Genomic DNA, 25,892 nt, shown 5'->3' with positions numbered 1-25,892 from the left:
CGTCATTGCGAGGAGCCCTTGCGACGAAGCAATCCAGACTGTCGCCGCGGAAAGATTCCTGGATTGCTTCGCTGCGCTCGCAATGACAAGGATGCATGTTCGCGTCAGATGCGCAGCCCCTCACCCGGCTATAAAATTTCGGCATGACAGCTCGCGCCAGATGCGAAGGCAAGTCGGCGCCTGACTGTTCTACGACATCGGCACATCTAACTCAATTTGATGTCCCACACGCCGTCCTTGCGGCAGGCGGCGACTTCCTCGCGCAGGAGGGCCGTGACGGCCAGCGAAGCCGTCGAGACCGGCCGGTCGATCGGAGAAGCGAAAATGAGCTCGCGCGTCATCGGCTTCGAGACAACACTGGTTTCCAGCCGCCCCTCCGCGACCTCGCCATGGACCGACGAGGGCGGCAGCAGCGCGAAGCCGAGCCCCTCCTCGACCAGGCTCGTGAGCACGCGGAACGAGTCCGCCTCGAGCTGGACGTTGAGCTTGATCTTGCGCTGGGCGGCCGCGTGCTCGATCAGCGCGCGGAGACCGTGGGAATGACTGGGCAGCACCAGCCGCTGCCGCAGCAGCCAGCCGACGTCGATGCTCTTCTTGCGTGCGAGGCCGCAGCCGCGCGGGCCGACCGCGACGATGTTGTCTCGCCCCAGGCTCTGCACGTTGAGATGCAGATCGGCGGAGCGGCCGTAGAGGATGGCGAGGTCCATCTCGCCGCGATGCAGCCATTCGACCAGATGGCCGCTGTAGCTCTCGACGATGCGCAACGAGATGCCGGGAAACTTTTCGACGCAGCGCCGCGCAAAGCGCGCCGACAGCACGCAACTCACCGTCGGAACGAGGCCGAGCACGACCTGCCCGGACGGCGGCCCCTGGGACGACTGGATGTCGTCGCGAATCTGGTCGATCTGCCGCACGATGCCGGAGGTGCGCGCCAGCAGCAGCCGACCGGCTTCGGTCAGAACCATGCCGCGGCCGTTGCGGGTGAAGAGTTCAGTGCGCAGCTCGTGTTCCAGCAGCTTGATCTGCCTGGAGAGCGCCGGCTGCGCCACCCGCAACGTGTCGGACGCCTTGGAGAGACTGCCGAGCTCCGCCACGCAACTGAAGGTCCTGAGCTGCCGGAAATCCATGCTTGCCAATCCTGGAAGGCTACTTCATACGCTATAACAAATGAGCATAGGGGGCTGGCATTGTTTTCACAACGCCAGAGGATTGGCCGGCGTTATCTTAACTGTCGCCAAGAACTGGAAACGCCATGAGTCAAGAACACCACACCGAAGATTACGCCGACATCCGCGAAGCCGTCGCAAAGCTCTGCGCGCAGTTTCCCGGCGAATATTGGCGCAAGCTCGATCGCGAGATGGCCTACCCGAAGGCCTTCGTCGACGCATTGACCCAGGCCGGCTATCTCTCCGTGCTGATCCCCGAGGAATATGGCGGTGCGGGCCTGAAGCTGTCGGCTGCGGCGGCGATCCTGGAAGAGATCCAGCGCGCGGGCTGCAACGGCGGCGGCTGCCATGCCCAGATGTACACGATGGGTACCGTGCTGCGGCACGGCAACGCCGAGCAGAAGGCGAAATATCTGCCGAAGATCGCGAGCGGCGAATTGCGCCTGCAGGCCTTCGGCGTCACCGAGCCGACCAGCGGCACCGACACCTCCTCGCTGAAGACGTTCGCGCGCAAGGAGGGCAACGACAGCTACATCGTCAACGGCCAGAAGATCTGGACCAGCCGCGCCGAGCATTCCGACCTGATGGTGCTGCTGGCGCGCACCACGCCGAAGGAACAGGTCAAGAAGCGCACCGATGGCCTTTCGGTGTTCATCGTCGATATGCGCGAGGCCAAGAACAACGGCCTCGAGATCCGCCCGATCCGCACCATGATGAACCACGCCACCACCGAAGTGTTCTTTACCGACATGAAGGTGCCGGCGGAGAACCTGATCGGCGAGGAAGGCAAGGGCTTTCGCTACATCCTCTCCGGCATGAATGCCGAGCGCATCCTGATCGCCGCCGAATGCGTCGGCGACGCCAAATGGTTCATCGCCAAGGCGACGAACTACGCCAAGGACCGCACCGTGTTCGGCCGGCCGATCGGCCAGAACCAGGGCATCCAGTTCCCGATCGCCAAGGCCTACGCCTCGATGCGCGCGGCCGAGCTGATGGTGAAGGAGGCCACGCGCAAATACGAGGCCGGGCTCGACTGCGGCGCAGAGGCCAACATGGCCAAGATGCTCGCCGCCGACGCCTCATGGGAAGCGGCCAACGCCTGCATCCAGACCCATGGCGGCTTCGGCTTCGCCGAGGAATACGACGTCGAGCGCAAGTTCCGCGAGACGCGGCTCTACCAGGTGGCGCCGATCTCGACCAACCTCGTGCTGTCCTTTGTCGCCGAGCATGTGCTCGGCATGCCCCGCTCGTACTGAGGTTGGGCCATGGGAGCACTGGACGGGATCAGGGTGATTGCGGTCGAGCAGGCGGTCGCGGCGCCGTTCTGCTCCTCGCGGCTGGCGGATGCCGGCGCCGAGGTGATCAAGATCGAACGGCCCGAGGGTGATTTCGCCCGCGGCTATGACGCAGCGGCCAAGGGGCAGAGCAGCTATTTCGTCTGGCTCAACCGCGGCAAGCAATCCGCCGTGGTCGATCTCACGACGAAGGAAGGCCGCGCCGAGCTGGAGAAGCTGATCGCCAGCGCCGACGTGCTGATCCAGAACCTCAAGCCGGGCTCGATGGACAAGCTCGGCTTTTCGCGCGAGCGGCTGCTGAGGGACTATCCCAAGCTGATCTCCTGCACCATCACCGGCTATGGCGACGAAGGCCCCTACGCGCACCGCAAGGCTTATGATCTGCTGATCCAGGCCGAGAGCGGGCTTGCCTCGATCACCGGCAACCCCGATGGCGCCTCGCGCGTCGGCATGTCGATCGTGGACGTCGCCACCGGCGCGACCGCGCATGCGGCGATCCTGGAGGCGTTGATCGCGCGCGGGCGCACCAGCAAGGGCGCCGACATCCGCATCTCCATGTTCGACGTGATGGCGGACTGGTGCACCGTGCCGCTGCTCAACTCCGAGGCCGGCAATCCGCCCAAGCGCATGGGCCTGCGCCATCCCTCGATCGCGCCCTATGGCGTGTTCACCTCGAAGGACGGCAAGGACATTTTGATCTCGATCCAGAGCGAGCGCGAGTGGAAGACGCTGTGCGCGAAGGTGCTCGATCAGCCGGATTTGCCGGCCGATCCGCGCGTCGCCAACATGGTCGAGCGCGTGCGCAACCGCGACTTCACCGACAAGACGGTCGCGGACAGCTTCGGCAGGATGACGCGCGACGAGCTCTTGAAGCGGCTGTCGGACGCCGACATCGCCTTCGCCGAGGTCAACACCATGGCCGACCTCACCAACCATCCGCATCTGCGCCGCATCGAGGTGGACACGCCGAACGGCCGTGTCAGCTATCCCGCGCCGGCGCCGATCATCGTCGGCGAGACGCGCAGCTATGGCGCCGTGCCCGCGATCGGCGAAAAGCCAAAGTCCAAGACGTAACAAGAGCGAGGCGTCATGACCGAGAAGCTCGACATCGATCACTTGCGGCAATGGGTCGGCCGCAGCACGGAGGCGACCGACATCGTCACCGCGCAGCTCGTGATGGGCCTGCGCGCGACGCTGTTCCAGGAGGTCGGCGAGCCCAAGAAGGGGGACGCCGCGCCGTTCACGGTGCATTGGTGCCTGGCGCAGCCGGTGTTTCCGATGTCGATGCTCGGGCCTGATGGCCATCCGACCCGCGGCGGCTTCCTGCCGCCGGTGCCGCTGCCGCGCCGGATGTGGGCCGGCGGCGAGATCGAGTTCCTACAGCCGCTGCAGGTTGGCGATGAATCGACACGGACCTCGCGCATCGCCAATGTGCAGGTGAAGACGGGATCGACCGGCACGCTGTGCTTCGTCTCGGTCGAGCACAGCATCTCCTCGCCGCGCGGCACCGCCATCCGCGAGCGGCAGGACATCGTCTATCGCGAGATGACCAGCAGCGCGCCGGCGAGCGCCAAGGCTCCGCCTCCACCGCCGAAGGCGCAGCACCGCGAGACCCATGTCTCCGATCCCGTGCTGCTGTTCCGCTACTCCGCACTCACGTTCAACGGCCACCGCATCCATTACGACCGCGACTACGTCACCAAGGTCGAGGGTTATCCGGGCCTGATCTTCCACGGTCCGTTGCAGGCGGCGCTGATCATCGAGATGGCGGCGAAGCTCCATGGCGGCAAGGCGCCGAAAAAGTTCACCTATCGCGGGCTGCAGCCGCTGTTCGAAGGCAGCGAGTTCTCGGTCAACGCCAATGAGACCGCTGATGGCATGGAGCTGTGGACTGCGAACGCGGAGGGACAGCCGACGATGAAGGGGACGGCGGTATGGTGAACGACTGCCTCCTCCTCGTCATTGCGAGCGTAGCGAAGCAATCCAGAATCCCTCCGCAGTGATAGTCTGGATTGCTTCGTCGCAAGAGCTCCTCGCAATGACGGTGGGGCTGATAGCGCGCCAGTCAACAACAAGGGACGGAAACCATGGCCAAGAACGGCAAGACCGGCAGCAAGTCCGTCACCGTGAAGCAGGCGACGCTCGACCTCTTGCGCGCCTTCGGCATCACAAAAGTGTTCGGCAATCCCGGCTCGACCGAGCTGCCGTTCCTTTCCGACTGGCCCGACGACATCGACTACGTACTGGCGCTGCAGGAGGCTTCCGCCGTCGGCATGGCCGATGGTTATGCGCAAGCGACGCGCAATGCCGGCTTCGTCAATCTGCATTCGGCGGCCGGTGTCGGCAACGCGCTCGGCAACATCTACACCGCGCACCGCAACCAGACCCCGCTGGTGATCACCGCCGGCCAGCAGGCGCGCTCGATCCTGCCGCTGCAGGCGTTCCTCTACGCCGAGCGCGCCTCCGAGTTTCCGCGGCCCTACGTCAAATACAGCATCGAGCCGGCGCGGCCCGAAGACGTGCCGGCCGCGATCGCGCGGGCCTATTACACCGCGATGCAGCCGCCATGCGGGCCGACCTTCGTGTCGATCCCGATCGACGACTGGGCGCATGCCTGCGCGCCGGTCGCGGCGCGGAAAGTGAGCCGGGAGATCGGCCCCGAGCCTGACGCGATGAAGGCGCTGGTCGCCGCGCTCGCCAGCGCAAAGCACCCTGCCCTCGTCGTTGGCCCCGGAATCGACCGCGCCGGCGCGGTGGATCTGATGGTGCGCGTGGCCGAGAAGGCCAAGGCCAGCGTCTGGGTCAGCCCGTTCTCGGCGCGCTGCTCGTTTCCGGAGCGGCATCCGCAATTCGCAGGCTTCCTGCACGCATCGCCGGCGCAGCTCTCCGACGCGCTGCGCGAGCACGACCTCGTCGTCGTCGTCGGCGCGCCGGTGTTCACCTTCCATGTCGAGGGCCACGCCGCGATCTTTGATGGTGGCGCGACGATCTTCCAGATCACGGACGATGCGGATGCGGCCGCGGTGACGCCGGTCGGCACCAGCATCATCGCCACGATGAAGCCGGCGCTGAGCCTGCTGCTCGAGCTGCTGCCGGAGAGCAAGCGCGGGGCGCCAAAGGGCCGCACGCTGCCGCCGGCGCCGCAGGCTGCCGACCCGCTGCCGGTCGAATTCCTGCTGCATTCGCTATCGCAGGCGATGCCGGAGGCCGCGTCACTGGTAGAGGAAGTGCCCTCGCATCGGCCGGCGATGCAGAGGTTTCTGCCGATGCCCGGCCAGGACAGTTTTTACACCATGGCGAGCGGCGGCCTCGGTTATTCGCTGCCCGCCGCCGTCGGCATGGCGCTCGGCAAGCCGAAGCAGCGCACGGTGTGCCTGATCGGCGACGGTTCGGCGATGTATTCGATCCAGGCGCTGTGGACCGCCGCGCAGCGCAAGTTGCCGCTGACCGTCGTCGTCATCAACAATTCCGGCTACGGCGCGATGCGCTCGTTCAGCCAGGTGATGCAGGTGCGCAACGTGCCCGGGCTGGAACTGCCGGGAATCGATTTCGTCCGGCTTGCCGAAGGCATGGGCTGCCATGCGGTGCGGGTGAGCAATGCCGCCGAGCTCGGCGAGGCGCTCAAGCGCGGGATGGCGCATGCAGGCACCAGCCTCGTCGAGGTCGTCGTGGATTCGGCAGTGCCGGTGCTGTACGGGCAGAAGCATTGATCTTGTCGCCCCTGCGAACGCAGGGGCCCATACCGCGTGATCTGTCGATAAGGCGCGGTATCGGTTATGGGTTCCCGCGTTCGCGGGGACGACACCGGTTGTTTTGGGCGACCGACCAACACATCACGACGCCAGAAATCCCCCATCCGCCGCCAGCACATGCCCAACCACGTAGGATGACGCATCCGACGACAGCCACACCACCGCCTCCGCCACCTCCTCCGGGCTCCCCATCCGCCGCAGCGGCAGGCCGGCGCTGACCGTCGCGACATCGCCGACGCCGGCGCGCAGCATCATGTCGGTAACGACACGGCCGGGCGCGACGGCGTTGACGCGGATACCGCGCGGGGCGTTCTCCAGCGCCACTGAGCGCGTCAGCGAGATCGCGGCGGCCTTGGAGGCCGAGTAGAGCGAAAAGCCGGGATTGGGATTGCGCATGCCGCTGACGGAGGCGTTGACCACGATGCTGCCGCGCCCCTGCGCCAGCATGACAGGCAATTGGTGGCGCAGGCACAGGAACAGCGCGCGGACATTGGTGTCGAACACGCTGTCATAGATATCGGTGCCCTGCTCTTGCAGCGGCGCCCGCCGCTCCTGGAAGCCGGCATTGTTGAAGGCGACGTCGAGCCGGCCGCAGCGCTCGACGGCCGTGCGGACCAGCCGTTCGACGTCATCCTCGCGCGTGATGTCGGCCTGGAGCGCGATGGCGTCCGTGCCGAGCTCACGGCACGACGCGGCGCTCGCCTCGATCTCGGCCTCGCGCCGGCCGGCAATCAGGATCGCCTCGGCGCCTTCGGACGCCATCCGAAGCGCCGTGGCGCGGCCAATGCCGCTGCCGCCACCGGTAATTAGGCAGACCTTGCCCAGCATTCGCATCCCCGTCGGCAAAGCTCCGCTCATGGCTCACTCCAAAACGCTTGCATGCGCCGCGTTGCGCATATAGTTGTATGATACAACTATATGCCGGGAGTCAAGATGGCTGAGCTCGCGCTGATCGACGACATTCGCGCCGCCTCGCGCCTGATGGTGCGCGAGCTCGGCTTCATGGATGCGACGGTGGCGGCCTCGGACTATCCGCCGTCGGCCGTGCACACCATCCTGGAGATCGGCATCCGCGGCCCGATGACCTCAGGCGAGCTCGGCGATTTCCTGCTTCTGGAGAAATCCAGCGTCAGCCGGCTGGTGCGCAAGCTGATCGATTGCGGCGAGCTGCGCGAGACGCCAGACGAGACGGATGCCCGCAGCAAGCGACTGTCGCTGACGGCAAAGGGCCGCCGCACGCTGGAGGCGCTGCACGCCTTCGGCCGGCAACAGGTCTGCGGCGCGCTGGCGGCGCTGACGGAAGCGGAGCAGCGCAAAGTGCGCGAGGGCATGATGCTCTATGCAAGGGCGCTCAGGCAGAGCCGTGTGGGGGATGAGGCGGCCGCCTAATTATTGATGTCGTCCCGGCGTTCGCCGGGACGACAGCGAGTGTTTGGCGCGGGCGTGCCTCAAGCGTGTCGCCCCCAGCCTACTTCCCGAACTCCTCGCGCATCCTGGCCTGGATCTTGGCCATGCCGCCGATCCAGCGGTCGTAATTCTCAGTCTTCTTGCGCATGTAGCCGAGCACCTGGGGGTGCGGCAGGATCAGGAACGTCTCCTGCTCGAGGCCGGCGAGCACGTCTTTCGCCACCTGCTCGGGCGTCAGGTCCCCGTCGCCGGATTGCGGGCCTTTCGGGATCGAGCGCAGCATGTTGGTGTCGACGCCCTGCGGGCACAGGATCGAGACCTTGATGTTGTGGGCCTTGTGCGAAATCGCGAGATTCTCGGCAAAGCCGACCGCGGCGTGCTTGGTGGTCGAATAGGCCGGGCTGCCGACCTGCGACAAGAGGCCCGCGGCCGAGACGGTGTTGAGGAAGTAGCCGCCGCCGCGCGCCTTCATGCGCGGGACGAGATGCCGCGCCGCGTAGACATGGGCCATGACGTGGATCGCCCAGCTGCGCTGCCACGGCTCGTCGGAGGCGCCGCCGGCATTCTTCGACATCGGATCGAAGCCGCCGCCGATGCCGGCATTGGAGCAGAATAGGTCGATGGGGCCGAACTGCCGCTCGGTCTCCTCGATCACATGCGAAATGTCCTTCTCCTGCGCGACGTCGCATTTGAAGGCCGCGCCATCCACCATGGCGGCAACCGCTCTTGCATTGGCGGCGTCCATATCCGCGACCACGACCTTGGCCGCGCCCACGTTGTAAAACGCCTCGCACAGCGCCTTGCCGATGCCGTTTGCGCCGCCCGTGACGACCACCACCTTGCCGGTCACCTGCATGCGAGGTCTCCTCTTGGCTTATACCGCTTCTTGAAGCTTGCTCAGCTCAACACGAGGTCGAGCACCGCGGTATAATGGCACGCCGCGCCGGCCAAGACAAAGCCGTGCCAGATCGCATTCTGGAAGCGCAGCCGCCGCCAGGCGTGGAAGATCACGCCAAAACTGTAGAGCAGGCCGCCGGCAAGGATGAAGCCCAGCACCAGCGCCGGCAACGCCTGGACCACGGCGTCGTAGAGCATCACGCCGCTCCAGCCCATCGCAAGATAGATCCCGACCGCGACGCGGTCGAAGCGGCCGGGGTAGAACAGCTTCAGCACGATGCCTAAGATGGCGACGCACCAGACGCCGGCGAGCAGCACCAGCGCGAACCCGCTGTCCTTCACCTCCAGGATGAATGGCGTGTAGGTCGCTGCGATCAGGAGATAGATCGCGGAATGGTCGAACCGGCGCAGCAGCCATTTGGCCGGCGACACCGGCCAGAGATTATAAGTCGCCGACAGCACCAGCATCGAGAGCAGGCCGGCCACGTAGATCGAGACGCCGACGACGTCGGTCGCATCGGCATAGATCGTCGTCAGCACCACCAGCACGGTGGCCGCGACGATGCCGGCGAGGACGCCGATCGCGTGGACGATGCCGTCGGCGATGAGCTCGGCGCGGTCGTAGTTCCAGCCGATCGCATCGGCCGCGGCGTGAACGGAAGTCGATGCAAGCTGTTTCAGTTGGAAGACGGTCATGGCAATCCGCAAAATGAGGTAATGCCCTCTTCTATGGGTGTCTCGGGATCGGCGCGTCGTTCAATCGGCTGATTCTCCGACAAAGGCGGTGGAAGTATGGAGCTTGATTTTCCTCACGCAATTGCCACTTTTGTGATCGGTCTCACATTTTTCGCCCGCCCAAGATCCCCCAACGTTCACATGGCATTTAGTTTCCAGGATATGGTCGAAGAAGCGCGGCTGTCCGCGCAGGCGCTGATCGACTATGGCGAGCACTTCTTCAACCCGACGGTGCGGTTAGGCGTTACCGGCCTGTCGCGGGCCGGCAAGACCGTGTTCATCACCGCGCTGATCCACGGCCTCACCCGCGGCGGCCGGTTTCCGGTGTTCGAAGCCCATGCCTCGGGCCGGATCGCGCGGGCGCTTCTGGCGCCGCAGCCCGACGATGCCGTGCCGCGCTTTGCCTATGAGAGCCATCTGCGCGCGCTGACCGAGGAGCGACGCTGGCCGAATTCGACCGTCGACATCAGCGAGCTCAGGCTCGTCATCGACTATCAGCGCCACAACGGCGCCGACCGCACGCTGACGCTCGACATCGTGGACTATCCCGGCGAATGGCTGCTCGACCTGCCGTTGCTGCAGAAGAGTTTTGAACAATGGTCGGCCGAGAGCCTCGCCTTGTCGCGCGAGGCGCCGCGGGCGCATCTTGCGGGCGAATGGCACGCGCATCTCGCAATGCTCAAGCCCGACGCGCGCGAGGACGAGCAGGCAACGCTCACCGCCGCCAAGCTATTTACCGATTATTTGCGCGCCTGCCGCGACGAACGTTTCGCGATGAGCCTGTTGCCGCCCGGCCGCTTCCTGATGCCCGGCAATCTCGCCGGCTCCCCGGCGCTAACCTTTGCCCCGCTCGACGTGCCCATCGGCGGGCAGGCACCGGAGGGATCGCTGTGGGCGATGATGGTGCGCCGCTACGAGGCCTACAAGGACGTCGTGGTGCGGCCGTTCTTCAGAGATCACTTTGCCCGGCTCGATCGCCAGATCGTGCTGGCCGACGCGCTGTCCGCGTTCAACTCCGGGCCCGAGGCGCTGCACGATCTCGAAGCCGCGCTCGCCGGCATTCTCGACTGCTTCAACATCGGCCGCAGCACTCTGTTTTCCAGCCTGTTCCGGCCGCGCATCGACCGCATCCTGTTCGCGGCGACCAAGGCGGACCATCTGCATCATTCCAGCCACGATAGGCTCGAGGCCGTGCTGCGCCGCGCCGTCTCGGGTGCGGTCGCACGCGCGGAAACCACCGGCGCGGCCATCGACGTGGTGGCGCTGGCCGCGGTGCGTGCCACGCGAGAAGCGCAGGTCGCGCGCGGCCGCGACAAATTACCGTCGATCCTAGGAACACCGGCCGCGGGCGAAAGCGCGGGCGGCGAGTTCTTCGACGGCAACACGGAAGTGGCGACCTTTCCGGGCGACCTGCCCTTGGATCCCGAGCCGCTGTTCAACGGCCGTGATGCGTTCCGCGGCCTCTCCACCGAGACCCCTGGGACGAGCGATTTCCGCTTCCTGCGCTTCCGTCCGCCCGCCCTCGACCGCGAAGGCACCGAGCCGCCGACGCTGCCTCACATCCGCCTCGACCGTGCCTTGCAGTTCCTGATCGGAGACAAGCTCGCATGAACGACCGATCGAAGCCACGGCGGCCGGCGACGTTCCGGCTCGACGATCCCGGCGTCGTCGTTACCGAAGCCGACGAGACGGCACGGCTTGGCCGCGCCACCATCCAGATCACGCCGGAGCACGATCCGCAGGCGCTGCCGGTGCCGATCGAAGCTGCGCGGCCGGCGCGGCGCGGCTTTCCCTGGGGTGCGCTGTTCTGGTCCGGGCTCGCCGGGCTCACGCTGCTCGGCACCGGGCTCGGCGTGGTCCATCTGATCGAGGACCTGTTCGCGCGCAGCGACACGCTCGGTTTCGTCGGTCTTGCCTTGGCCTCCGTCACCGCGCTGGCGCTCGCCGTGGTGATCGGACGCGAGGCGTTCGGGCTCGCGCGTCTCGCAACCATCGAGAAGCTGCATCAACGCGCGGCGGCCGTGCTCGCCAGCGACGACCGCAAGGAAAGCCGCGTCATCGTGCAGGATCTCCTCAAGATCGCGCACCAGAACCCGCAACTGGCGCGCGCCCGTGCGACGCTGGAGAGCCATACCGGCGAGATCATCGACGGCGCCGACATGATCCGGCTCGCCGAGCGCGAGCTGATGTCACCGCTGGATGCAGAGGCGCGGCGCCTGGTGTCGTCGGCCGCACAGAAGGTCTCGATCGTCACAGCAGTCTCGCCGCGTGCGGCGATCGACGTGCTGTTCGTGTTCGTCGCCGCACTGCGCCTGATCCGCCAGCTCGCGTTTCTCTATGGCGGCCGCCCGGGCGCGCTCGGCATGATCCGCCTGCTGCGTCACGTCATCGCCCACCTCGCCATCACCGGCGGCATGGCCGCGAGCGACAGCCTGGTGCAGCAGATGCTCGGCCATGGCATCGCGGCGAAGCTGTCGCAGCGGCTCGGCGAAGGCGTGCTCAATGGTTTGCTGACGGCGCGGCTGGGCCTCGCCGCGATCGACGTCACAAGGCCGCTCCCGTTCGCAGCCCTGCCGCCGCCGAAGCTGGCGGACCTCGCGACGGATCTGCTGCGGAAGAAGGACGACGAGGGGTAGTTTCTTCGCCTCTCCCCGCAAGCGGGCAGAGGGAGAAGCCGCAGGGAAGGCGCACTTGCGCCGTGCCCACCACTGATCCACCAGCACTCGACAGAAGTGGTGGGCACGTTTCGCTTTGCCCACCCTACGATACTGAATGTGTGGAGAGAGACCCCTCATCCGGCGCTTCGCGCCACCTTCTCCCGCAAGGGGAGAAGGGAAAGAGGAGCCTGCCGCGCTAGCCGAGGATACGCCTCTCGAACTCCCCCGCCAGCACCTTCCACTGGAACAGCGGCGAGTCTTTCGGCGGCGACAGTTCCGGGGTCCAGCCAGAGAGCTTTTCGATCGCGTAGGTATCCATCACGAGCCCGCGCCAGCGGCGTTCGACCGTGGCGAGCTGTTCGCGCTTCGCCGGAATGTTCTCCCACAGCGAGGACCGATTGTCCGGCTCGCGCCCGACATAGATGCCGGAATGGCCCTTGATCCGGTCCATGCCGGGATCGGCAAAATCCTGGAAGCGGCCGCGTTCGTTGATCTCGATGACGGGCACGCGGCCCCTGAACAGCCAGCGCATCATGGCGTAGGTGCGGTAATCCGTGGTGGCGATCCAGGTCGCACCGGTCTCGTCGAGCGCAGCCTGCGCGCGTGCGGCGACCTGCTCATAGCCGGCCTCGGCGCCGATGGGGTCGATCTTGCCGAGCAGATTCCAGGGCACGACGACGTAATAGAGGAACACGATGACGACGAAGGCGATGCCGGAGACGATTGCAGTCCTGGCCCAGAACACCGACGATCTCAGCATGCGCGCCGACCAACCCTCCTTCAGCATCGTCGCGAGATTCACGGCCGCAGCCGCGAAGCCGACCGGCCACATGAACATCGGCCAGGTGTCGCCGACCCGGAGCGTCGTCGACTTGAAGAGAAAATAGGCGAACGGCACCAGCACTGCGGCCGACAATAGGATCGCAACCGGCTCGCGCGTGCGATAGCCGCGCCATGCCGTCAGCACCAGGCCGGTCAGCACCACTGGCAGCATGACGAAGCCGACCAGGCCGAATTGCAGGCCGATGTAATCGCCGAGCGTTCGCAGCGAGATGCCGTAATTGGCGGTGGCGCGCACGCCCTGGAAGCGAAACGAGGCCCAGTCGTGCTGCACGTTCCAGATCAGCACCGGCGAGAACACCAGGATCGCAACCAGCACCGCGAGATAAGGATAGGGGCTGCGCAGCCAGCGCCAGCGCCAATCCGGCACCAGCAGAAAGGCGGCGACCGCCGGCGCGAACATGATCGCGGTGAATTTCGACAGCATCGAGAGACCGGCGAACAGGCCGGCTGCCAGCCACCAACGTCCGTCGCTGCTCTGCGCCAGCCGCACCAGCGACCACATCATTGCCACCGCGACCGGGATCATGGCGACATCGGGCGCGACCTTGGCCATCAGCAGGCCGTAATAGAGCGCAGCTTCCGGCATCAGCACCGCGAACACGACCGCCCGCACATCATGGGTGAGGCGGCGGACGATGTCGGCGAGCAGCAGCTGCGTCAGCAGCATCGCGACGATGCCACCAAGGCGCACACCGAGCGGCGTGTCGCCGAAGATCGCGGTCCCGAAGCGGATCAGCCAGGCGATGGCCGGAGGATGATCGAGGAAGCTGAGCGCGCTCTCCTTGGACCAAGTCCAGTAATAGGCCTCGTCGGTGCGCAGCTCGATCGCGGAGGCGTAGACGATGCGGAGCAGCGTCATCGCGGCGATGACGAGCAGGGCAATTGGGATGAGACGGCGTTCGGAGCCGCCGGGCTTCACAGAGATATCGGGAGCGATCGTCACGGCCGCGCTTTTCGCCAACCTGGAAGTGGGAGTCAATGCGGGGAGTGGCGTCGCAAACACCGCTGTCGTCCCGGGCAAGCGTAAGCGCAGACCCGGGACCCATAACCACAGGAAGGAGTTTGGCGCTGACTCGGAGTTGCCGGCTCGCCCATCGCCACTCCCTGTGGCTATGGGTCCCGGATCTGCGCGCGCCTGAGGGCGCGCTTGTCCGGGGCGACGGTGGGGTGTGAGGCGCTTTCCCAGGCATGTGATCCCACAACCTGTCCACATCGGGAATTAAACGCTACGCTGGCTGTTCTCCGTGGTGAACTGATACAAGCAAATCATGGCCACCGCTGCTGCACACATCTCCGAATTCGTCCGCGCGACCAGCGTGCGGCAGGTGCGCCTTGTCTGCGGCCTGATCCTGTTCTCTTATGTGGTTAGCCATTTCCTCAACCATGCGCTCGGCAATATCTCGGTCGAGGCCATGGAGGCCGGGGTCTATTATCACATCGCCTTCTGGCGGTTCCTCCCCGTCGCGATCCTCTTTTACACGGCGGCGCTCACGCATATGGGGCTCGGCGTCTACGCGCTGTATCAGCGCCGACAGTTCCGCTGGCGGACGATCGAGCCGCTTCAGCTCGTGCTGGGGCTGAGCGTCCCTGCATTGGTCATGGGGCATGTGATCGGCGTGCGGCTCGGCCAGACGCTGTACGAACACGAGAAACTCTATCCGCAGGAGCTGTATCTGTTCTTCGTCGCATCACCCGGCCGGCTCTGGCAAATGACGATCCTGCTTCTCATTGCCTGGGTACACGGCTGCATCGGCATCTTCTTCTGGCTGCGCCTCAAGCCCTTCTTCCCGCGCGCCGCCCCCTATCTGCTCGCCGCCGCCGTGCTGATCCCGACGCTGGCGCTGCTCGGCATCTACCAGGGCGGCCGCAGCGTCGCGTTCGAAGCCGATGACGGGGAATGGCGCACGCACAATCTCACCCCCCGCCAGGTCGGCACGACGGCCGAGGCGGCGACGCTCGATCGCATCACCGGCGGCTTCACCATCACCTATTTCGGGCTGCTGGGCCTGGCGCTGGCGGCGCGCGGCGTGCGGGCATGGCGCGAGCGGCGCGGCGGCATGATCGCGCTGTCCTACGGCAACGGCAAGACGGTGCGGGTTCCCAAGGGCCTCTCTGTTCTGGAAGCGAGCCTGCGGCACAATATGCCGCATGCCAGCGTCTGCGGCGGCCGCGCCCGCTGCTCGACCTGCCGCATCCGCATCATCGGCGATCACGCCACCCTGCCCGAGCCGTCGCAGCGCGAGGCCTTCGTGCTCACCCGCGTCGGCACCAACGACCCCTCGATCAGGCTGGCCTGCCAGTTGCGGCCGACGTCCGACCTCTCGTTCTTCCAGCTCTTTACCCCGCAAACGTCGGCGGCGAGCGCGCATGCCTCGGCGCCGGCGAGCATCGGCCAGGAACGCTATCTCGTCAGCCTGTTCGTGGACATGCGCGGCTCGACGCAGCTCGCCGAGAAGCGGCTGCCGTTCGACACCGTGTTCATCGTCAACCGCTTCCTCGGCGCGGTGTCGCAGGCCGTCATCGAGAATGGCGGCCAGCCGAACCAGTTCGTCGGCGACGGCATGCTGGCGCTATTCGGGCTCACGGCCGATCCGCAAACCGCCTGCCGGCAGGCGCTGAAGGCGGCAAGCAGCATCGCCACCCATATCGACGAGCTGAACCAGCTCTTGAGCCATGATCTTCGCCAGCCGATCCGCTTCGGCATCGGCATTCACGGCGGCGAGGTCATCATCGGCGACATCGGCTATCGCGATCACATCGTCTTCACGGCGCTGGGCGATGCCGTCAACGTCGCCGCCCGCCTCCAGGACATGACCAAGACGCTGGCCTGCGAGGCGATCGTCTCGGACGAGATCCGCCGCAGCGCGGGCCTCGCCGACGATGCGCTGCCACAACAGGAGGTCGCGATCCGCGGCCGCGACGAGCCGATGGCGGTGCGGGTGGTGACGGATGCGCGGGAGCTGGCGGCGCTGGTCGACCGCAGCGAGCGGGTCGCGGCGTAAAGTGCGAGTGGCAAGATCGATGCGCTCTCTCCCCCACTTGCGGGGAGGGTTGGGGAGAGGGTGTTTCCCCAACGGGACAATCCCCTAGAGGAGAAAACCCTCACCCGGCACGCGGGACGATGCTTCGCATCGCCCGGGCGTGCCGACCTCTCCCGCAAGCGGGAGAGGTGCAGCGAGCCGGCGGCGGCGTCGAGCCAGGCAATCAATGTCATCCCCACGTAACACCGGCCTGCTGCAACGCAGCGGCATGGGCCCGCTGCGAAAGCACGAATTGACTTCGTTCAAATCGTTGCAACAGATGAGCGCGGGTCCGCGGTGATAACCGCAGACCGAAGAAAAGCTCCGGGAGGGGACGAGGATGTTCGATCGACGCGACCTGCTCAAAGGAGCGGGCTTTGCCGCGCTTGCGGCCACACTGAATTCCACGAGGGCGTTGGCACTCGACACCGTCACCCTGCCCTTTGCCAATGGCGAACGGCCGGTCGTGAAATATCCGCAGAAGCGGCCGATGATCGGCCTGACCAGCCGGCCGCCGCAGCTCGAGACGCCGTTTGCGATCTTCAACGACGGCCCGATCACGCCGAACAACGCGTTCTTCGTGCGCTATCACCTCTCCGACCTGCCCTACAATCTCGATCCCGACACATTCACGCTGGAGGTCAAGGGCAAGGTCGACAAGCCGCTCAAGCTGTCGCTGAAGGACATCCGGAAGATGAAGGCGACGGAGATCGTCGCGGTGGCGCAATGCTCCGGCAACAGCCGCGGCTTCTTCGAGCCGCGCGTCGCCGGCGGCCAGCTCGCCAACGGCGCCATGGGCTGCGCGCGCTGGCGCGGTGTGCCGCTGAAAGCGGTGCTGGAGATGGCCGGCATTCAGAGCGGCGCCAAGCAGGTCACTTTCAACGGCATGGACGGGCCGGTCAGCGACAAGACGCCTGATTTCGTCAAGGCGCTCGACGTCGATCACGCGCGCGATGGCGAGGTGATGCTGGCCTACGGCATGAACGGCGAGGACCTGCCGTTCCTCAACGGCTTCCCGCTGCGCCTGATCGTGCCCGGCTATTACGGCACCTACTGGGTCAAGCACCTCAACGAGATCAATGTCATCGACAATGTCTTTGACGGCTTCTGGATGAAGTCGGCCTATCGCATTCCCGACACGCCTGACAACTCGATCGAGCCCGGCACCACGCCGAAGGCGACGATCCCGATCAACCGCTTCACCATCCGCTCCTTCATCACCAGCGTGCCTGACGGCGCCAAGCTGAAGGCCGGCGCGACCACCCTGCGCGGCATCGCCTTCGACGGCGGCAAGGGCGTCAGGGAGGTCCAGGTCTCCACCGACGGCGGCAAGACTTGGATGAGCGCCAAGCTCGGCAAGGACCTCGGCAAATACGCCTTCCGCGAATGGAAGCTGCCGGTGAAGCTTGCGGCCGGCAGCCATGAGCTCAAGGTGCGCGCCACCGGAAATGGCGGCGAGACGCAGCCGGACACGCCGCGCTGGAACCCGGCGGGTTATTTGCGCAACGTCGTCGAAACCGTCCGCGTGACGGCCGCCTGAAGGAGAATGATCATGCAGCGCACCGTTCTCCTTGCCGTCTCGTTCGGCCTCGCCGCAGCTTTGGGGTCGGCACTCGCAGCGCCGATCAATTACAAGACCCCTGATGAGGTCGCAGCGTTCAAGCCGGGCCCCGATCTCGAGATCGTCAAGGGCAATTGCAGCGCCTGCCACTCGGCCGACTACATCAAGACGCAGCCGCCGATGAAGGACAAGAAGGGCTTCTGGCAGGCCGAGGTAACCAAGATGATCAAGGTCTACGGCGCGCCGATCAATGATGCCGACGTCGGCAAGATCGTCGATTACCTGGCCGCGACCTATTGACTGAGAGCGCGCAGCACGCCGGCCATTTGACCGCGAAACGGGCAAAACCGCCAAAAGCGCCGCGAAGTTGAGCGGAATTCGGCAAAATGCCGATGTGGTTTGAGCTACCAAGCCCGCCACATTCCGCGTATCCTGTTAGGACCGAACCGGCCGGTTGGCGGGGACTGGCGGTTCGCGATCTCGGAGGAAGACCCGCGGAGAAGTCGTGATGGCTAAAGGTACGGTCAAGTGGTTCAACCCGACGAAGGGTTATGGATTTATCCAGCCTGCGTCGGGGGGTAAGGATGTGTTCGTGCATATCTCGGCAGTGCAGAAAGCCGGTCTGTCGACCCTGAACGAGGGACAGACGGTGGAATACGAAGAGATCGCAAACCGGGGCAAGACTTCCGCAGAGAACCTCAAAGTATAAGCCCGCCAGCCTTTGCTGCCTCCCGGATCACCTTCCGGGAGCGGGCCAAGAAGATTTCAGAAGACGGCCAGTGCATTCGACGACAGGCGTTGCGATTGCACGAGGATAGCTATTTTTCCTGCGAAGACCGCTCATTCAACGCCGCAGCAATGACAATCGCGACGACATCTCGTCAGCCCACCGGCAACGGCGCGTCGCGCTTGATCTCTTCCATCACCGCATAGGTCCGGGTCTCGCGCACGCCCGGCATCGACAGCAGGGTCTCGCCGAGAAAGCGTCGATAGGCGGCCATGTCCGCAAGCCTCGCCTTCACAAGATAGTCGAAGCCGCCGGCAACCATGTGACACTCCAGCACCTCAGGCGCGAGCTTCACTGCGCGGGCAAACCGCTCGAAATTGTCGGGCGTGGTCTTGTCGAGCAGCACTTCGACGAACACCAGAAGGCCAAGGCCGAGCCGATGCGGGTTGAGGCGCGCGCCATAGCCTTCGACGAAGCCCTCGCGCTGCAAGCGCTTCAGCCGCTCGCCGATCGAGGTCGGCGACAGCCCGATGCGCTCGGCGAGCTCGACATTGGCGATTCGCCCATCCTCCTGCAAAATCGAGAGGATTTTCCGGTCGATGCGATCGAGTTCCATATTCTATACGGTCAATTTCCATTCAGTCTTCATTTTCTAAGGCAAACCACTTAGATTGTCTATCGAACTACGGTCATGCGGGCATTATCCTGAATCTCAGCCACAGGACACGCCATGCCGAACATCCCGCCTCCCTTTAGCGCCCCCTACGCGCCTGACGATGCCGAGATCGCCGCACGGCTGTTACCGGCCTCCCATCTCAGTTCGCCGCAGGAGGCACGGATTGACCGTACCGCGACGCGGCTGATCGAGGCGATCCGCAAGCGCGACGACCGGCTTGCAGGTGGTCTTGGCGGGGTCGAGGACATGTTGCGGGAGTTCGCGCTCTCGACCAAGGAGGGCCTCGCCTTGATGGTGCTGGCCGAGGCGCTGCTGCGCGTGCCCGACGCGCGCACCGCCGACCAGTTCATCGAGGACAAGCTCGGCGAGGGCGACTTCATCCATCACGAGACCAAGTCCACCGCGTTCCTGGTCAATGCCTCGGCCTGGGCCCTCGGCCTGTCGGCACGGGTGATCCAGCCCGGTGAGACGCCCGACGGCACCATCGGCCGCCTCGTGAAGCGACTGGGCGCGCCGGCGGTACGCACCGCGACGCGTCAGGCGATGCGGCTGATGGGCAACCATTTCGTGCTGGGTGAAACCATCGAGCAGGCGCTGGAGCGGGGCCGGCCACGCTCCGGCCAGAAGCCGCGTTATTCCTTCGACATGCTCGGCGAAGGCGCGCGCACGGCGGCGGACGCAAAACGCTATTTCGATGCCTATGCCAGCGCGATCGAGACCATCGGCAAGGCGGCAGGCAACCATCCCCTGCCCGACCGGCCGGGCATCTCGGTCAAGCTCTCGGCACTGCATCCGCGCTTCGAGGCGATCAGCCGCGACCGCGTGATGGCCGAGTTGGTGCCGCTGCTGCTCGATCTGGCGCGGCGCGCCAAGGCCCATGACCTCAACTTCACCGTCGATGCCGAGGAAGCCGACCGGCTGGAGCTGTCGCTCGACATGATCGCGGCAACGCTCGCCGATCCCTCGCTTGCCGGCTGGGACGGATTTGGCCTCGCGATCCAGGCCTATCAGAAGCGCGCCAGCGCTGTGATCGACTATGTCGATGCGCTGGCCCGCGCGCATGACCGCAAGCTGATGGTGCGCCTCGTCAAGGGCGCCTATTGGGACACCGAGATCAAGCGCGCGCAGGAGCGCGGGCTCGACGGCTATCCCGTGTTCACGCGCAAGGCGATGACGGACCTGAACTACGTGGCCTGCGCGACGAAGCTGCTGGCCTTGCGGCCGCGCATCTTCCCGCAATTCGCTACCCACAACGCGCTGACGGTCGCGACCGTGCTGGAGCTCGCGCAAGCTGGGGGCGGCTTCGAATTCCAACGCCTGCACGGCATGGGCGAGGCGCTGTACGAGCAGCTCGCCAAGGACCATCCTGAGATCGCCTCCCGCACCTATGCGCCGGTCGGCAGCCATCGCGACCTGCTGGCCTACCTCGTGCGCCGGCTCTTGGAGAACGGCGCCAACTCCTCCTTCGTGGCGCAGGGCGCCGACTACCGCGTGCCTGTTACGGCGCTGCTGCAACGTCCGGCGGATGCCATTGTCCGGCCGCAAGCGGCGGCGCATCCCAAAATTCCGTTGCCGGGCGACCTGTTTGCTCCGGGGCGGCGCAACTCGCGCGGCGTCGAATTCGGCGAACGGGCCGCACTCCACCAATTGATGACGAATGTCAAAGCCGAGACGGCCGACCTCAAGCCGGTCGCCGACGCCACCCCGGATCAGGCCAATGCAGCGGTCGCCGCGGCACGCGCCGGCTTTGCCGCCTGGACTCGGACGCCGGCGGGCACGCGCGCGGCGGCCCTGGAACAGGCCGCGCATCTGCTGGAGAGCCGCAGCGCCCATTTCATTGCACTCCTGCAAGCCGAGGGCGGCAAGACGCTCGACGATGCGCTCTCGGAGCTGCGCGAGGCCGCCGACTTCTGCCGCTATTATGCCGCGCAAGGCCGCAAGCTGTTCGGCAGCGAGACGGCGATGCCCGGCCCGACCGGCGAGAGCAATGCGCTCGCGATGCGCGGCCGCGGCGTCTTCATCGCGATCTCGCCATGGAATTTCCCGCTGGCGATCTTCCTGGGCCAGGTCACGGCCGCGCTGATGGCCGGCAACAGCGTGGTGGCAAAGCCCGCCGAGCAGACGCCGCGCATCGCGCGCGAAGCCGTGGCCCTGCTGCACGAGGCCGGCATCCCCCGAAGCGCGCTGCATCTCGTCACCGGCGACGGCAAGATCGGTGCGATGCTGACGGCACATCCTGACATCGCCGGCGTCGTCTTCACCGGCTCGACCGAGGTCGCCCGCAGCATCAACCGCACACTCGCCGCCAAGGATGGGCCGATCGTACCGCTGATCGCCGAGACCGGCGGCATCAACGCCATGATCGCGGATGCCACCGCGCTGCCCGAGCAGGTCGCCGACGATGTCGTGACCTCGGCATTTCGTTCCGCCGGCCAGCGCTGCTCGGCGCTGCGGCTTTTGTTCGTGCAGGAGGACGTCGCCGACCGCATGATCGAGATGATCGCGGGCGCAGCGCGCGAGCTCAAGATCGGCGATCCCTCCGATGTCGCGACCCATATCGGCCCTGTCATCGACATGGAGGCCAAGCAGCGCCTGGATGCGCATATCGCGCGGATGAAGAGCGAAGCGCGACTGCACTTTGCAGGCGACGCACCGGAGGGCTGCTTTGTCGCGCCGCACATCTTCGAGCTCGGGGAGGCCGGCCAGCTCACCGAGGAGGTCTTTGGCCCGATCCTGCATGTCGTCCGCTATCGTGCGGAGAATCTCGAACGCGTGTTGCAGGTCATCGAACGCACCGGCTACGGGCTCACCCTCGGCATTCATTCGCGCATCGACGACACGATCGAAGCCATCATCGATCGCGCTGAGATCGGCAACATCTACGTCAACCGCAACATGATCGGCGCCGTGGTCGGCGTACAGCCGTTCGGCGGCAACGGCCTGTCCGGAACCGGCCCCAAGGCCGGCGGCCCGCACTACCTCGCGCGCTTCGCCACCGAGCAGACCGTGACCATCAACACGGCGGCGGCAGGCGGCAATGCGGCACTGCTGGCGGGCGAGGAATAACGCCCTGCGCCAGGCGCCGTTGCATCCCCGCAAAACATCGGTCTAATGCTGCGATGGTGGCCCGCGCCAATTCCAGCGCGCGGGAAACGACAACAGCGAGGGAGCAACGCTGCGATGGATAAGGGCATTTTTGCAGGCCTGAAGGTTCTGGACTGCGCGAGCTTCATCGCAGCGCCCGCGGCCGCGACCGTGCTGTCGGATTTCGGCGCCGAAATCATCAAGATCGAGCCGCCCGGCGCTGGCGATCCCTATCGCAATCTGCCGAACCTGCCGGGCTATCCCACCGGCGAGCACAATTTCGCCTGGCTGCTGGAAGCGCGCAACAAGAAGAGCATCGCGCTCGACCTGGCCAAGCCGGAGGCGCAGGCGGTGCTCTACAAGCTGGTCGAAGAGGCCGACGTCTTCATCACCAACATGCCGCCGCCGGTGCGCGCCAAGCTCGGCATCACCTACGACCATCTCGCCCATCTCAACGACCGGCTGATCTATGCCTCCTTCACCGGCTATGGTGAGAAGGGCGAGGAAGCCAACAAGCCCGGCTTCGACAGCAACGCCTATTGGGCGCGTTCAGGCTTGATGGACCTGGTCCGCGCCGACACCGACACCACGCCGGCCCGCTCGGTCGCCGGCATGGGCGACCACCCCTGCGCCATGGCGTTTTACGGCGCCATCGTCACCGCGCTGTATCAGCGCGAGAAGACCGGCAAGGGCTCGCATGTCGCCTCCAATTTGATGGCGAACGGCGTGTGGGCGGCGAGTGTGCTGGCGCAGGCCAAGCTCTGCGGCGCCAAGTTCGGCGAGCGTCGCCCGCGCGAGCGCGCGCTCAACGCGGTCGCCAACCACTACCAATGCAAGGACGGCCGCTGGCTGATCCTGTCGCTGCTGAGCGAGGAGAAGCAGTTTCCGACGCTGGCCAAGTGCCTGGGGCGCGAGGATCTGATCAACGACCCCCGCTTCGCCACCAAGACCGATCGTCACGCCCGCTCGGTCGAGCTGATCAAGATTTTGGACGAGACCTTTGCGACCAGGGATCTCGCCGAATGGCGCAAGATACTCGACGGCAATGGCCTCGTGTTCGGCGTCGTCGCCATTTTGGACGACATCCCGAACGACAAGCAGATGCTCGACAACGAGGTGCTGGTGCCGTTCGAGAACGACACCATGCTCACCATCAACAGCCCGATCTGGATCGACGGCGCCAGGAAAGTCCAGCCGCGCAAGCCGCCCGCCGTGGGCGAGCACAGTGACGAGATTTTGCGCGGGGCGGGATACGACGAGGCGGCGATCAGGCAGCTGAGGGATTCGGGGGCTGTCGGGTAAGGCGGCGCGACACATTCCGCCGTCGTCCCGGACAAGCGTCAGCGCAGATTCGGGACGACGCGGAGGAGATGGCTCGTCTCTGCCCCCGTCATTGCGCGCGTAGCGAAGCAATCCAGAACCCCATCGCAGATGCATTGCTGGATTGCTTCGCTGCGCGCGCAATGACGGCGCAGGACCATCTCGGTATAATAATCAGCAAGACATCACGCCTCGCGAGGTCCCATGCCCCTCTACCGCCTGCACTACTTCCCCGAATCCGGCAACAGCTACAAGCTGGCGCTGATGCTGACGCTGTGCGGCGAGAGCTTCGAGCCGGTCTGGACCGATTTTGGCGGCGGCGTCACGCGCACGGCGGAATGGCGCAAGGCGGTCAACGAGATGGGCGAGATCCCCGTGCTCGAGGTCGACGGCGTGAAGATGACGCAAACCGCACCGCTGCTGCTCAAGCTCGCCGAGCAATATGGCCGGTTCGGCGCCGAGACGGAGGAGGAAAAGTTCGAGCTGCTGCGCTGGCTGTTCTGGGACAACCACAAGCTCACCGGCTACATGGCGACCTATCGCTTCATGCGCGCCTTCACCGAGAAGAACGACCCGCAGGTGCTGAAGCATTTTCGTCGCCGGCTCGAGGACTTCCTCGGCATTCTCGACGGGCATCTCCAGCACAATGAATTCGCGATCGGCGCAAAGCCGACCATCGCCGATATCTCGATGATGGCCTATCTGCATTATCCGAGCGACGAGCACGGTTTTGACTTTGCGGCGAGCCATCCCGCCATCCACGCCTGGCTCGGCCGCATGGCCGCGCTGCCCGGCTGGAAGCCGGCCTACGAGCTGCTGCCGGGCAAGCGGATGACGAATTACGCGAAGTGAGGACGCTCTCTCTTCCCCGTCTCCCGCAAGCGGCGAGAGGCGAAGGGAAGCTACCGCAGCGCCAGCCAGCCGAGGGTGAACAAGATGCCGCCGATGAGGACAGCCATCGCGACCGCCCAGATGCTGACGCGGGCGCTGCCGGTGACCTGCTTGACTTCCTCATTGCGCGCGATCTCGCGATTGCGCTCCTTGTTGGCTTCGCTGGAGTCCGTCATGGGTCATCCAAACCGCTTGAGACTTTATCTTGCGCGTGATCCTTCGGAAAACCGCTACACACTTTTCCTGGATCACGCTAACGCGTCTTGATGAAGCACATGCCGATGCGGCGCGAAGCCGCGGCGGCCTGACAGCTGAGACCGTTAGCACAGTTCCATGACGTAAAACTCTTGTCTGGCGTTCCCAATCCCGCATCTTGCAGGGAACAATGCGCGCCCCAGCCATCCCAGTATTCCGTGCCGGCGAGCTCCCGGCTGCCCCGGGTCTGCGGCCGGCTGGCAAATCCGCGTGAGAAATCAGGCCGTTTGCCTGTGGCGAAGGCGGCCAGGATATCGCGGCGACGAGGCTGGTCGCCGATGAAATGCGGCGAGGCTGGCACGATGGTGGAATTGGACGGCCTGTCCGCGAGCCAGTCGACGCCGGGGAAATGGAAGCCGCCGATGCCGCGGGTCTGGTGGCACCCTGAGCAGGTGACGTCGTTGAGACGACGCTGGAAGCCCGCGACCGAGCGGACGCTCTGCATGTCGATGCCCCGCGCGGTCGCCTGCTTCAACGCGCCGACCACGTCCTGATCGGTGAAGACCGGATCGCTATTGCCCTCGCCTTTTCCCTCGCCTTGCATCATGCCGAACTCCGGCTGCAGCGCGGAAGCGTCAAGGCCCGCGGGCGTCGGCACGACCGCAGCCTTGGCCAGGAATTTCTCCGGGATCAGCACCGTGCCGCGGTCGAATTCGCGCAAGTTCTCGGGTGCGAGCAGCCAGTCTTTGAAATCGCGCCGGAGCGCGCCGTCGGCGAGCAGGCGGTCGCGGTCGATCTGGTTCTCCAGCACCGCTTCCGCGAACGTCTTCAAAGCAGCGTCGTACTTGAACACCTTGAGCAGATAGTCGGAGCGGAAATCGTGCAGGGCCGATTTCGGTGCGACGGAGATCTGGATGTTGGTCTCGATGCGATCGAGCATGGCATCGTCAGGGCTGCCGATCAGCTCCTGCCAATTGCCGTTGTCGAGCCAGCGCCGCGCGATGTCGGCGCAGGCGATCGGCTTGCCGTTCCCGTCCGTCTGGCGCGGATCGCGCGCCTTCATGACCAGATTGAACGTCATTGGCAGGCGCGTCGCGGCCTTGCCGCCGTCGGGCTTGCCGTCGAACCGCGCCAGGCGATAGATCAGCCGGATCTCGCCGCAGGACTCCTCTGAAACATAGCCGCGGTCCATGCGATTGACGATGCCGGCCAGCACGAAGCGCGTGTCGCGGGACGTCAGATTGGCCCGATCGAACAGCTGCACGTCAAAACCTTCGCCGACGCCGATGGTCTCAGTCGGATAGGCTTCCTTCCGCCTGATGATGTAGCGTTCGAACTCTGCGTCGATCGCTGGCAGGATGTCCTTGAGCTGCGGCAGCGACGCGAACAGCCGGTCGGTCGTCAACGAACCATCCGCGTTGCGCTCCGGCGCCAGCAGGCGCGAAATCGTGAGGACGTCGCCTTCATCGAGCCGGCGCAACAGATCGGCATCGGTGATCGCCGTGCCGCGCATCAGCTGCGCCGTCTCCGCTGCCGACAGCGAAGCGGCGCCGCCAAACAACACGGCGGCAGCAACGAGAATTCGCAATGCGCGGCTCATGCCTTAGGTAACACCGCGCCGGGATGCCTATTCAAGCAAAAAGGCGCCTCACACAGTGGTGAAGCG

The 25,892-nt window shown here is 65.5% G+C and carries 22 protein-coding genes; 14 read left to right on the top strand and 8 right to left on the bottom strand.

Translation table 11 applies throughout. The features are described 5' to 3' along the window. Positions 1 to 206: 206 nt before the first annotated feature. Positions 207 to 1,127 carry a LysR substrate-binding domain-containing protein gene (locus tag XH84_RS21385; protein WP_128919956.1) on the bottom strand — a complete coding sequence of 307 codons (921 nt, stop codon included), beginning with the start codon at positions 1,125 to 1,127 and terminating at the stop codon, positions 207 to 209. A gap of 125 nt (positions 1,128 to 1,252) precedes the next feature. Between XH84_RS21385 and XH84_RS21380 the strand changes: the two genes are divergently transcribed. The 4 genes from XH84_RS21380 to mdlC all read left to right on the top strand — a co-directional run bounded on the left by XH84_RS21380 (position 1,253) and on the right by mdlC (position 6,171). Continuing rightward, a complete protein-coding gene (locus XH84_RS21380; protein ID WP_128919957.1) occupies positions 1,253 to 2,422 on the top strand; it encodes an acyl-CoA dehydrogenase family protein in 1,170 nt (389 codons plus the stop codon). Between the two features lie 9 nt (positions 2,423 to 2,431). Continuing rightward, positions 2,432 to 3,535, top strand: a complete 1,104-nt coding sequence (locus tag XH84_RS21375) for a CaiB/BaiF CoA transferase family protein (protein WP_128919958.1) — start codon at positions 2,432 to 2,434, stop codon at positions 3,533 to 3,535. 15 nt (positions 3,536 to 3,550) lie between these two features. Beyond that, positions 3,551 to 4,402 (top strand): HTD2 family dehydratase, encoded by an 852-nt coding sequence (locus XH84_RS21370; RefSeq protein ID WP_128919959.1) that lies wholly within the window; start codon positions 3,551 to 3,553, stop codon positions 4,400 to 4,402. A 146-nt stretch (positions 4,403 to 4,548) separates the two neighbouring features. Beyond that, positions 4,549 to 6,171, top strand: a complete 1,623-nt coding sequence (gene mdlC, locus XH84_RS21365; RefSeq protein ID WP_128919960.1) for a benzoylformate decarboxylase — start codon at positions 4,549 to 4,551, stop codon at positions 6,169 to 6,171. A gap of 123 nt (positions 6,172 to 6,294) precedes the next feature. On the opposite strand, the gene XH84_RS21360 is transcribed toward mdlC, so the two are convergent. Continuing rightward, positions 6,295 to 7,071, bottom strand: coding sequence for an SDR family NAD(P)-dependent oxidoreductase (locus XH84_RS21360; RefSeq protein WP_128919961.1), 777 nt, complete (start codon positions 7,069 to 7,071; stop codon positions 6,295 to 6,297). Positions 7,072 to 7,146: 75 nt separating this feature from the next. Between XH84_RS21360 and XH84_RS21355 the strand changes: the two genes are divergently transcribed. Further along, positions 7,147 to 7,602: a MarR family winged helix-turn-helix transcriptional regulator gene (locus tag XH84_RS21355; protein ID WP_164936316.1), complete on the top strand. Its 456-nt coding sequence runs from the start codon at positions 7,147 to 7,149 to the stop codon at positions 7,600 to 7,602. Between the two features lie 79 nt (positions 7,603 to 7,681). Here XH84_RS21355 and XH84_RS21350 read toward each other — a convergent pair whose 3' ends face one another. Both XH84_RS21350 and trhA read right to left on the bottom strand, forming a co-directional pair. Then, entirely contained in the window at positions 7,682 to 8,476 is a 795-nt protein-coding gene (locus XH84_RS21350) for an SDR family oxidoreductase (RefSeq protein WP_128919963.1), read from the bottom strand. A gap of 41 nt (positions 8,477 to 8,517) precedes the next feature. Then, positions 8,518 to 9,213: a PAQR family membrane homeostasis protein TrhA gene (gene trhA, locus XH84_RS21345; RefSeq protein WP_128919964.1), complete on the bottom strand. Its 696-nt coding sequence runs from the start codon at positions 9,211 to 9,213 to the stop codon at positions 8,518 to 8,520. Between the two features lie 180 nt (positions 9,214 to 9,393). Here trhA and XH84_RS21340 point away from each other — a divergent pair, with 180 nt between their 5' ends. Together XH84_RS21340 and XH84_RS21335 are read left to right on the top strand one after the other, a co-directional pair. Further along, entirely contained in the window at positions 9,394 to 10,863 is a 1,470-nt protein-coding gene (locus XH84_RS21340; RefSeq protein ID WP_128919965.1) for a YcjX family GTP-binding protein, read from the top strand. Next, entirely contained in the window at positions 10,860 to 11,888 is a 1,029-nt protein-coding gene (locus XH84_RS21335; protein WP_128919966.1) for a YcjF family protein, read from the top strand. Before XH84_RS21340 ends, XH84_RS21335 begins: the two co-directional genes overlap by 4 nt. A 217-nt stretch (positions 11,889 to 12,105) precedes the next feature. Here XH84_RS21335 and XH84_RS21330 read toward each other — a convergent pair whose 3' ends face one another. Beyond that, the gene (locus XH84_RS21330) at positions 12,106 to 13,611 is read right to left on the bottom strand and encodes a glycosyltransferase family 39 protein (RefSeq protein WP_164936334.1); all 1,506 of its coding nucleotides are present in this window, start codon (positions 13,609 to 13,611) and stop codon (positions 12,106 to 12,108) included. A 409-nt stretch (positions 13,612 to 14,020) separates the two neighbouring features. Between XH84_RS21330 and XH84_RS21325 the strand changes: the two genes are divergently transcribed. The 4 genes from XH84_RS21325 to XH84_RS21305 all read left to right on the top strand — a co-directional run bounded on the left by XH84_RS21325 (position 14,021) and on the right by XH84_RS21305 (position 18,042). Next, positions 14,021 to 15,754 (top strand): adenylate/guanylate cyclase domain-containing protein, encoded by a 1,734-nt coding sequence (locus XH84_RS21325; protein ID WP_128919967.1) that lies wholly within the window; start codon positions 14,021 to 14,023, stop codon positions 15,752 to 15,754. 358 nt (positions 15,755 to 16,112) lie between these two features. Next, positions 16,113 to 17,312 carry a SorA family sulfite dehydrogenase catalytic subunit gene (gene sorA, locus XH84_RS21315; protein ID WP_128919968.1) on the top strand — a complete coding sequence of 400 codons (1,200 nt, stop codon included), beginning with the start codon at positions 16,113 to 16,115 and terminating at the stop codon, positions 17,310 to 17,312. Positions 17,313 to 17,324: 12 nt separating this feature from the next. Then, positions 17,325 to 17,633 (top strand): SorB family sulfite dehydrogenase c-type cytochrome subunit, encoded by a 309-nt coding sequence (sorB, locus tag XH84_RS21310; protein WP_164936317.1) that lies wholly within the window; start codon positions 17,325 to 17,327, stop codon positions 17,631 to 17,633. 208 nt (positions 17,634 to 17,841) lie between these two features. After that, positions 17,842 to 18,042, top strand: a complete 201-nt coding sequence (locus tag XH84_RS21305; RefSeq protein WP_008563500.1) for a cold-shock protein — start codon at positions 17,842 to 17,844, stop codon at positions 18,040 to 18,042. 172 nt (positions 18,043 to 18,214) lie between these two features. On the opposite strand, the gene XH84_RS21300 is transcribed toward XH84_RS21305, so the two are convergent. Beyond that, positions 18,215 to 18,676 carry an Lrp/AsnC ligand binding domain-containing protein gene (locus XH84_RS21300; protein WP_018317238.1) on the bottom strand — a complete coding sequence of 154 codons (462 nt, stop codon included), beginning with the start codon at positions 18,674 to 18,676 and terminating at the stop codon, positions 18,215 to 18,217. Between the two features lie 114 nt (positions 18,677 to 18,790). On the opposite strand from XH84_RS21300, the gene putA reads away from it, so the two are divergent. The 3 genes from putA (at position 18,791) to XH84_RS21285 (ending at position 23,992) form a co-directional block, all read left to right on the top strand. Continuing rightward, complete coding sequence (putA, locus tag XH84_RS21295; RefSeq protein WP_128919970.1) at positions 18,791 to 21,802, top strand: bifunctional proline dehydrogenase/L-glutamate gamma-semialdehyde dehydrogenase PutA; 3,012 nt, start codon at positions 18,791 to 18,793, stop codon at positions 21,800 to 21,802. 114 nt (positions 21,803 to 21,916) lie between these two features. Next, positions 21,917 to 23,122, top strand: a complete 1,206-nt coding sequence (locus XH84_RS21290) for a CaiB/BaiF CoA transferase family protein (RefSeq protein WP_128919971.1) — start codon at positions 21,917 to 21,919, stop codon at positions 23,120 to 23,122. Between the two features lie 222 nt (positions 23,123 to 23,344). Next, the gene (locus XH84_RS21285; protein ID WP_128919972.1) at positions 23,345 to 23,992 is read left to right on the top strand and encodes a glutathione S-transferase family protein; all 648 of its coding nucleotides are present in this window, start codon (positions 23,345 to 23,347) and stop codon (positions 23,990 to 23,992) included. A 50-nt stretch (positions 23,993 to 24,042) separates the two neighbouring features. On the opposite strand, the gene XH84_RS39910 is transcribed toward XH84_RS21285, so the two are convergent. Further along, positions 24,043 to 24,207, bottom strand: coding sequence for a hypothetical protein (locus tag XH84_RS39910; RefSeq protein WP_164936318.1), 165 nt, complete (start codon positions 24,205 to 24,207; stop codon positions 24,043 to 24,045). Positions 24,208 to 24,284: 77 nt separating this feature from the next. Then, positions 24,285 to 25,826, bottom strand: coding sequence for a hypothetical protein (locus XH84_RS21280; protein ID WP_128919973.1), 1,542 nt, complete (start codon positions 25,824 to 25,826; stop codon positions 24,285 to 24,287). Positions 25,827 to 25,892: the final 66 nt, after the last annotated feature.

Source organism: Bradyrhizobium nanningense (genome assembly GCF_004114535.1).
Classification (GTDB): domain Bacteria; phylum Pseudomonadota; class Alphaproteobacteria; order Rhizobiales; family Xanthobacteraceae; genus Bradyrhizobium; species Bradyrhizobium nanningense.
The sequence above is the reverse complement of the archived record's forward strand: the minus strand, read 5'-3'. Positions and strand labels throughout refer to the sequence as shown.

Bases quoted from the DNA above. Each gene is read 5' to 3' on its own strand.
- XH84_RS21300 (WP_018317238.1), bottom strand. From the start codon at position 18,676: ATGGAACTCGATCGCATCGACCGGAAAATCCTCTCGATTTTGCAGGAG.
- mdlC (WP_128919960.1), top strand. From the start codon at position 4,549: ATGGCCAAGAACGGCAAGACCGGCAGCAAGTCCGTCACCGTGAAGCAG.
- putA (WP_128919970.1), top strand. From the start codon at position 18,791: ATGCCGAACATCCCGCCTCCCTTTAGCGCCCCCTACGCGCCTGACGAT.
- XH84_RS39910 (WP_164936318.1), bottom strand. From the start codon at position 24,207: ATGACGGACTCCAGCGAAGCCAACAAGGAGCGCAATCGCGAGATCGCG.
- trhA (WP_128919964.1), bottom strand. From the start codon at position 9,213: ATGACCGTCTTCCAACTGAAACAGCTTGCATCGACTTCCGTTCACGCC.
- XH84_RS21375 (WP_128919958.1), top strand. From the start codon at position 2,432: ATGGGAGCACTGGACGGGATCAGGGTGATTGCGGTCGAGCAGGCGGTC.
- XH84_RS21305 (WP_008563500.1), top strand. From the start codon at position 17,842: ATGGCTAAAGGTACGGTCAAGTGGTTCAACCCGACGAAGGGTTATGGA.
- XH84_RS21325 (WP_128919967.1), top strand. From the start codon at position 14,021: ATGGCCACCGCTGCTGCACACATCTCCGAATTCGTCCGCGCGACCAGC.
- XH84_RS21285 (WP_128919972.1), top strand. From the start codon at position 23,345: ATGCCCCTCTACCGCCTGCACTACTTCCCCGAATCCGGCAACAGCTAC.
- XH84_RS21290 (WP_128919971.1), top strand. From the start codon at position 21,917: ATGGATAAGGGCATTTTTGCAGGCCTGAAGGTTCTGGACTGCGCGAGC.
- XH84_RS21335 (WP_128919966.1), top strand. From the start codon at position 10,860: ATGAACGACCGATCGAAGCCACGGCGGCCGGCGACGTTCCGGCTCGAC.
- XH84_RS21385 (WP_128919956.1), bottom strand. From the start codon at position 1,127: ATGGATTTCCGGCAGCTCAGGACCTTCAGTTGCGTGGCGGAGCTCGGC.
- sorA (WP_128919968.1), top strand. From the start codon at position 16,113: ATGTTCGATCGACGCGACCTGCTCAAAGGAGCGGGCTTTGCCGCGCTT.
- XH84_RS21340 (WP_128919965.1), top strand. From the start codon at position 9,394: ATGGCATTTAGTTTCCAGGATATGGTCGAAGAAGCGCGGCTGTCCGCG.
- XH84_RS21350 (WP_128919963.1), bottom strand. From the start codon at position 8,476: ATGCAGGTGACCGGCAAGGTGGTGGTCGTCACGGGCGGCGCAAACGGC.
- XH84_RS21355 (WP_164936316.1), top strand. From the start codon at position 7,147: ATGGCTGAGCTCGCGCTGATCGACGACATTCGCGCCGCCTCGCGCCTG.
- XH84_RS21370 (WP_128919959.1), top strand. From the start codon at position 3,551: ATGACCGAGAAGCTCGACATCGATCACTTGCGGCAATGGGTCGGCCGC.
- sorB (WP_164936317.1), top strand. From the start codon at position 17,325: ATGCAGCGCACCGTTCTCCTTGCCGTCTCGTTCGGCCTCGCCGCAGCT.
- XH84_RS21360 (WP_128919961.1), bottom strand. From the start codon at position 7,071: ATGAGCGGAGCTTTGCCGACGGGGATGCGAATGCTGGGCAAGGTCTGC.
- XH84_RS21380 (WP_128919957.1), top strand. From the start codon at position 1,253: ATGAGTCAAGAACACCACACCGAAGATTACGCCGACATCCGCGAAGCC.
- XH84_RS21280 (WP_128919973.1), bottom strand. From the start codon at position 25,826: ATGAGCCGCGCATTGCGAATTCTCGTTGCTGCCGCCGTGTTGTTTGGC.
- XH84_RS21330 (WP_164936334.1), bottom strand. From the start codon at position 13,611: ATGACGCTGCTCCGCATCGTCTACGCCTCCGCGATCGAGCTGCGCACC.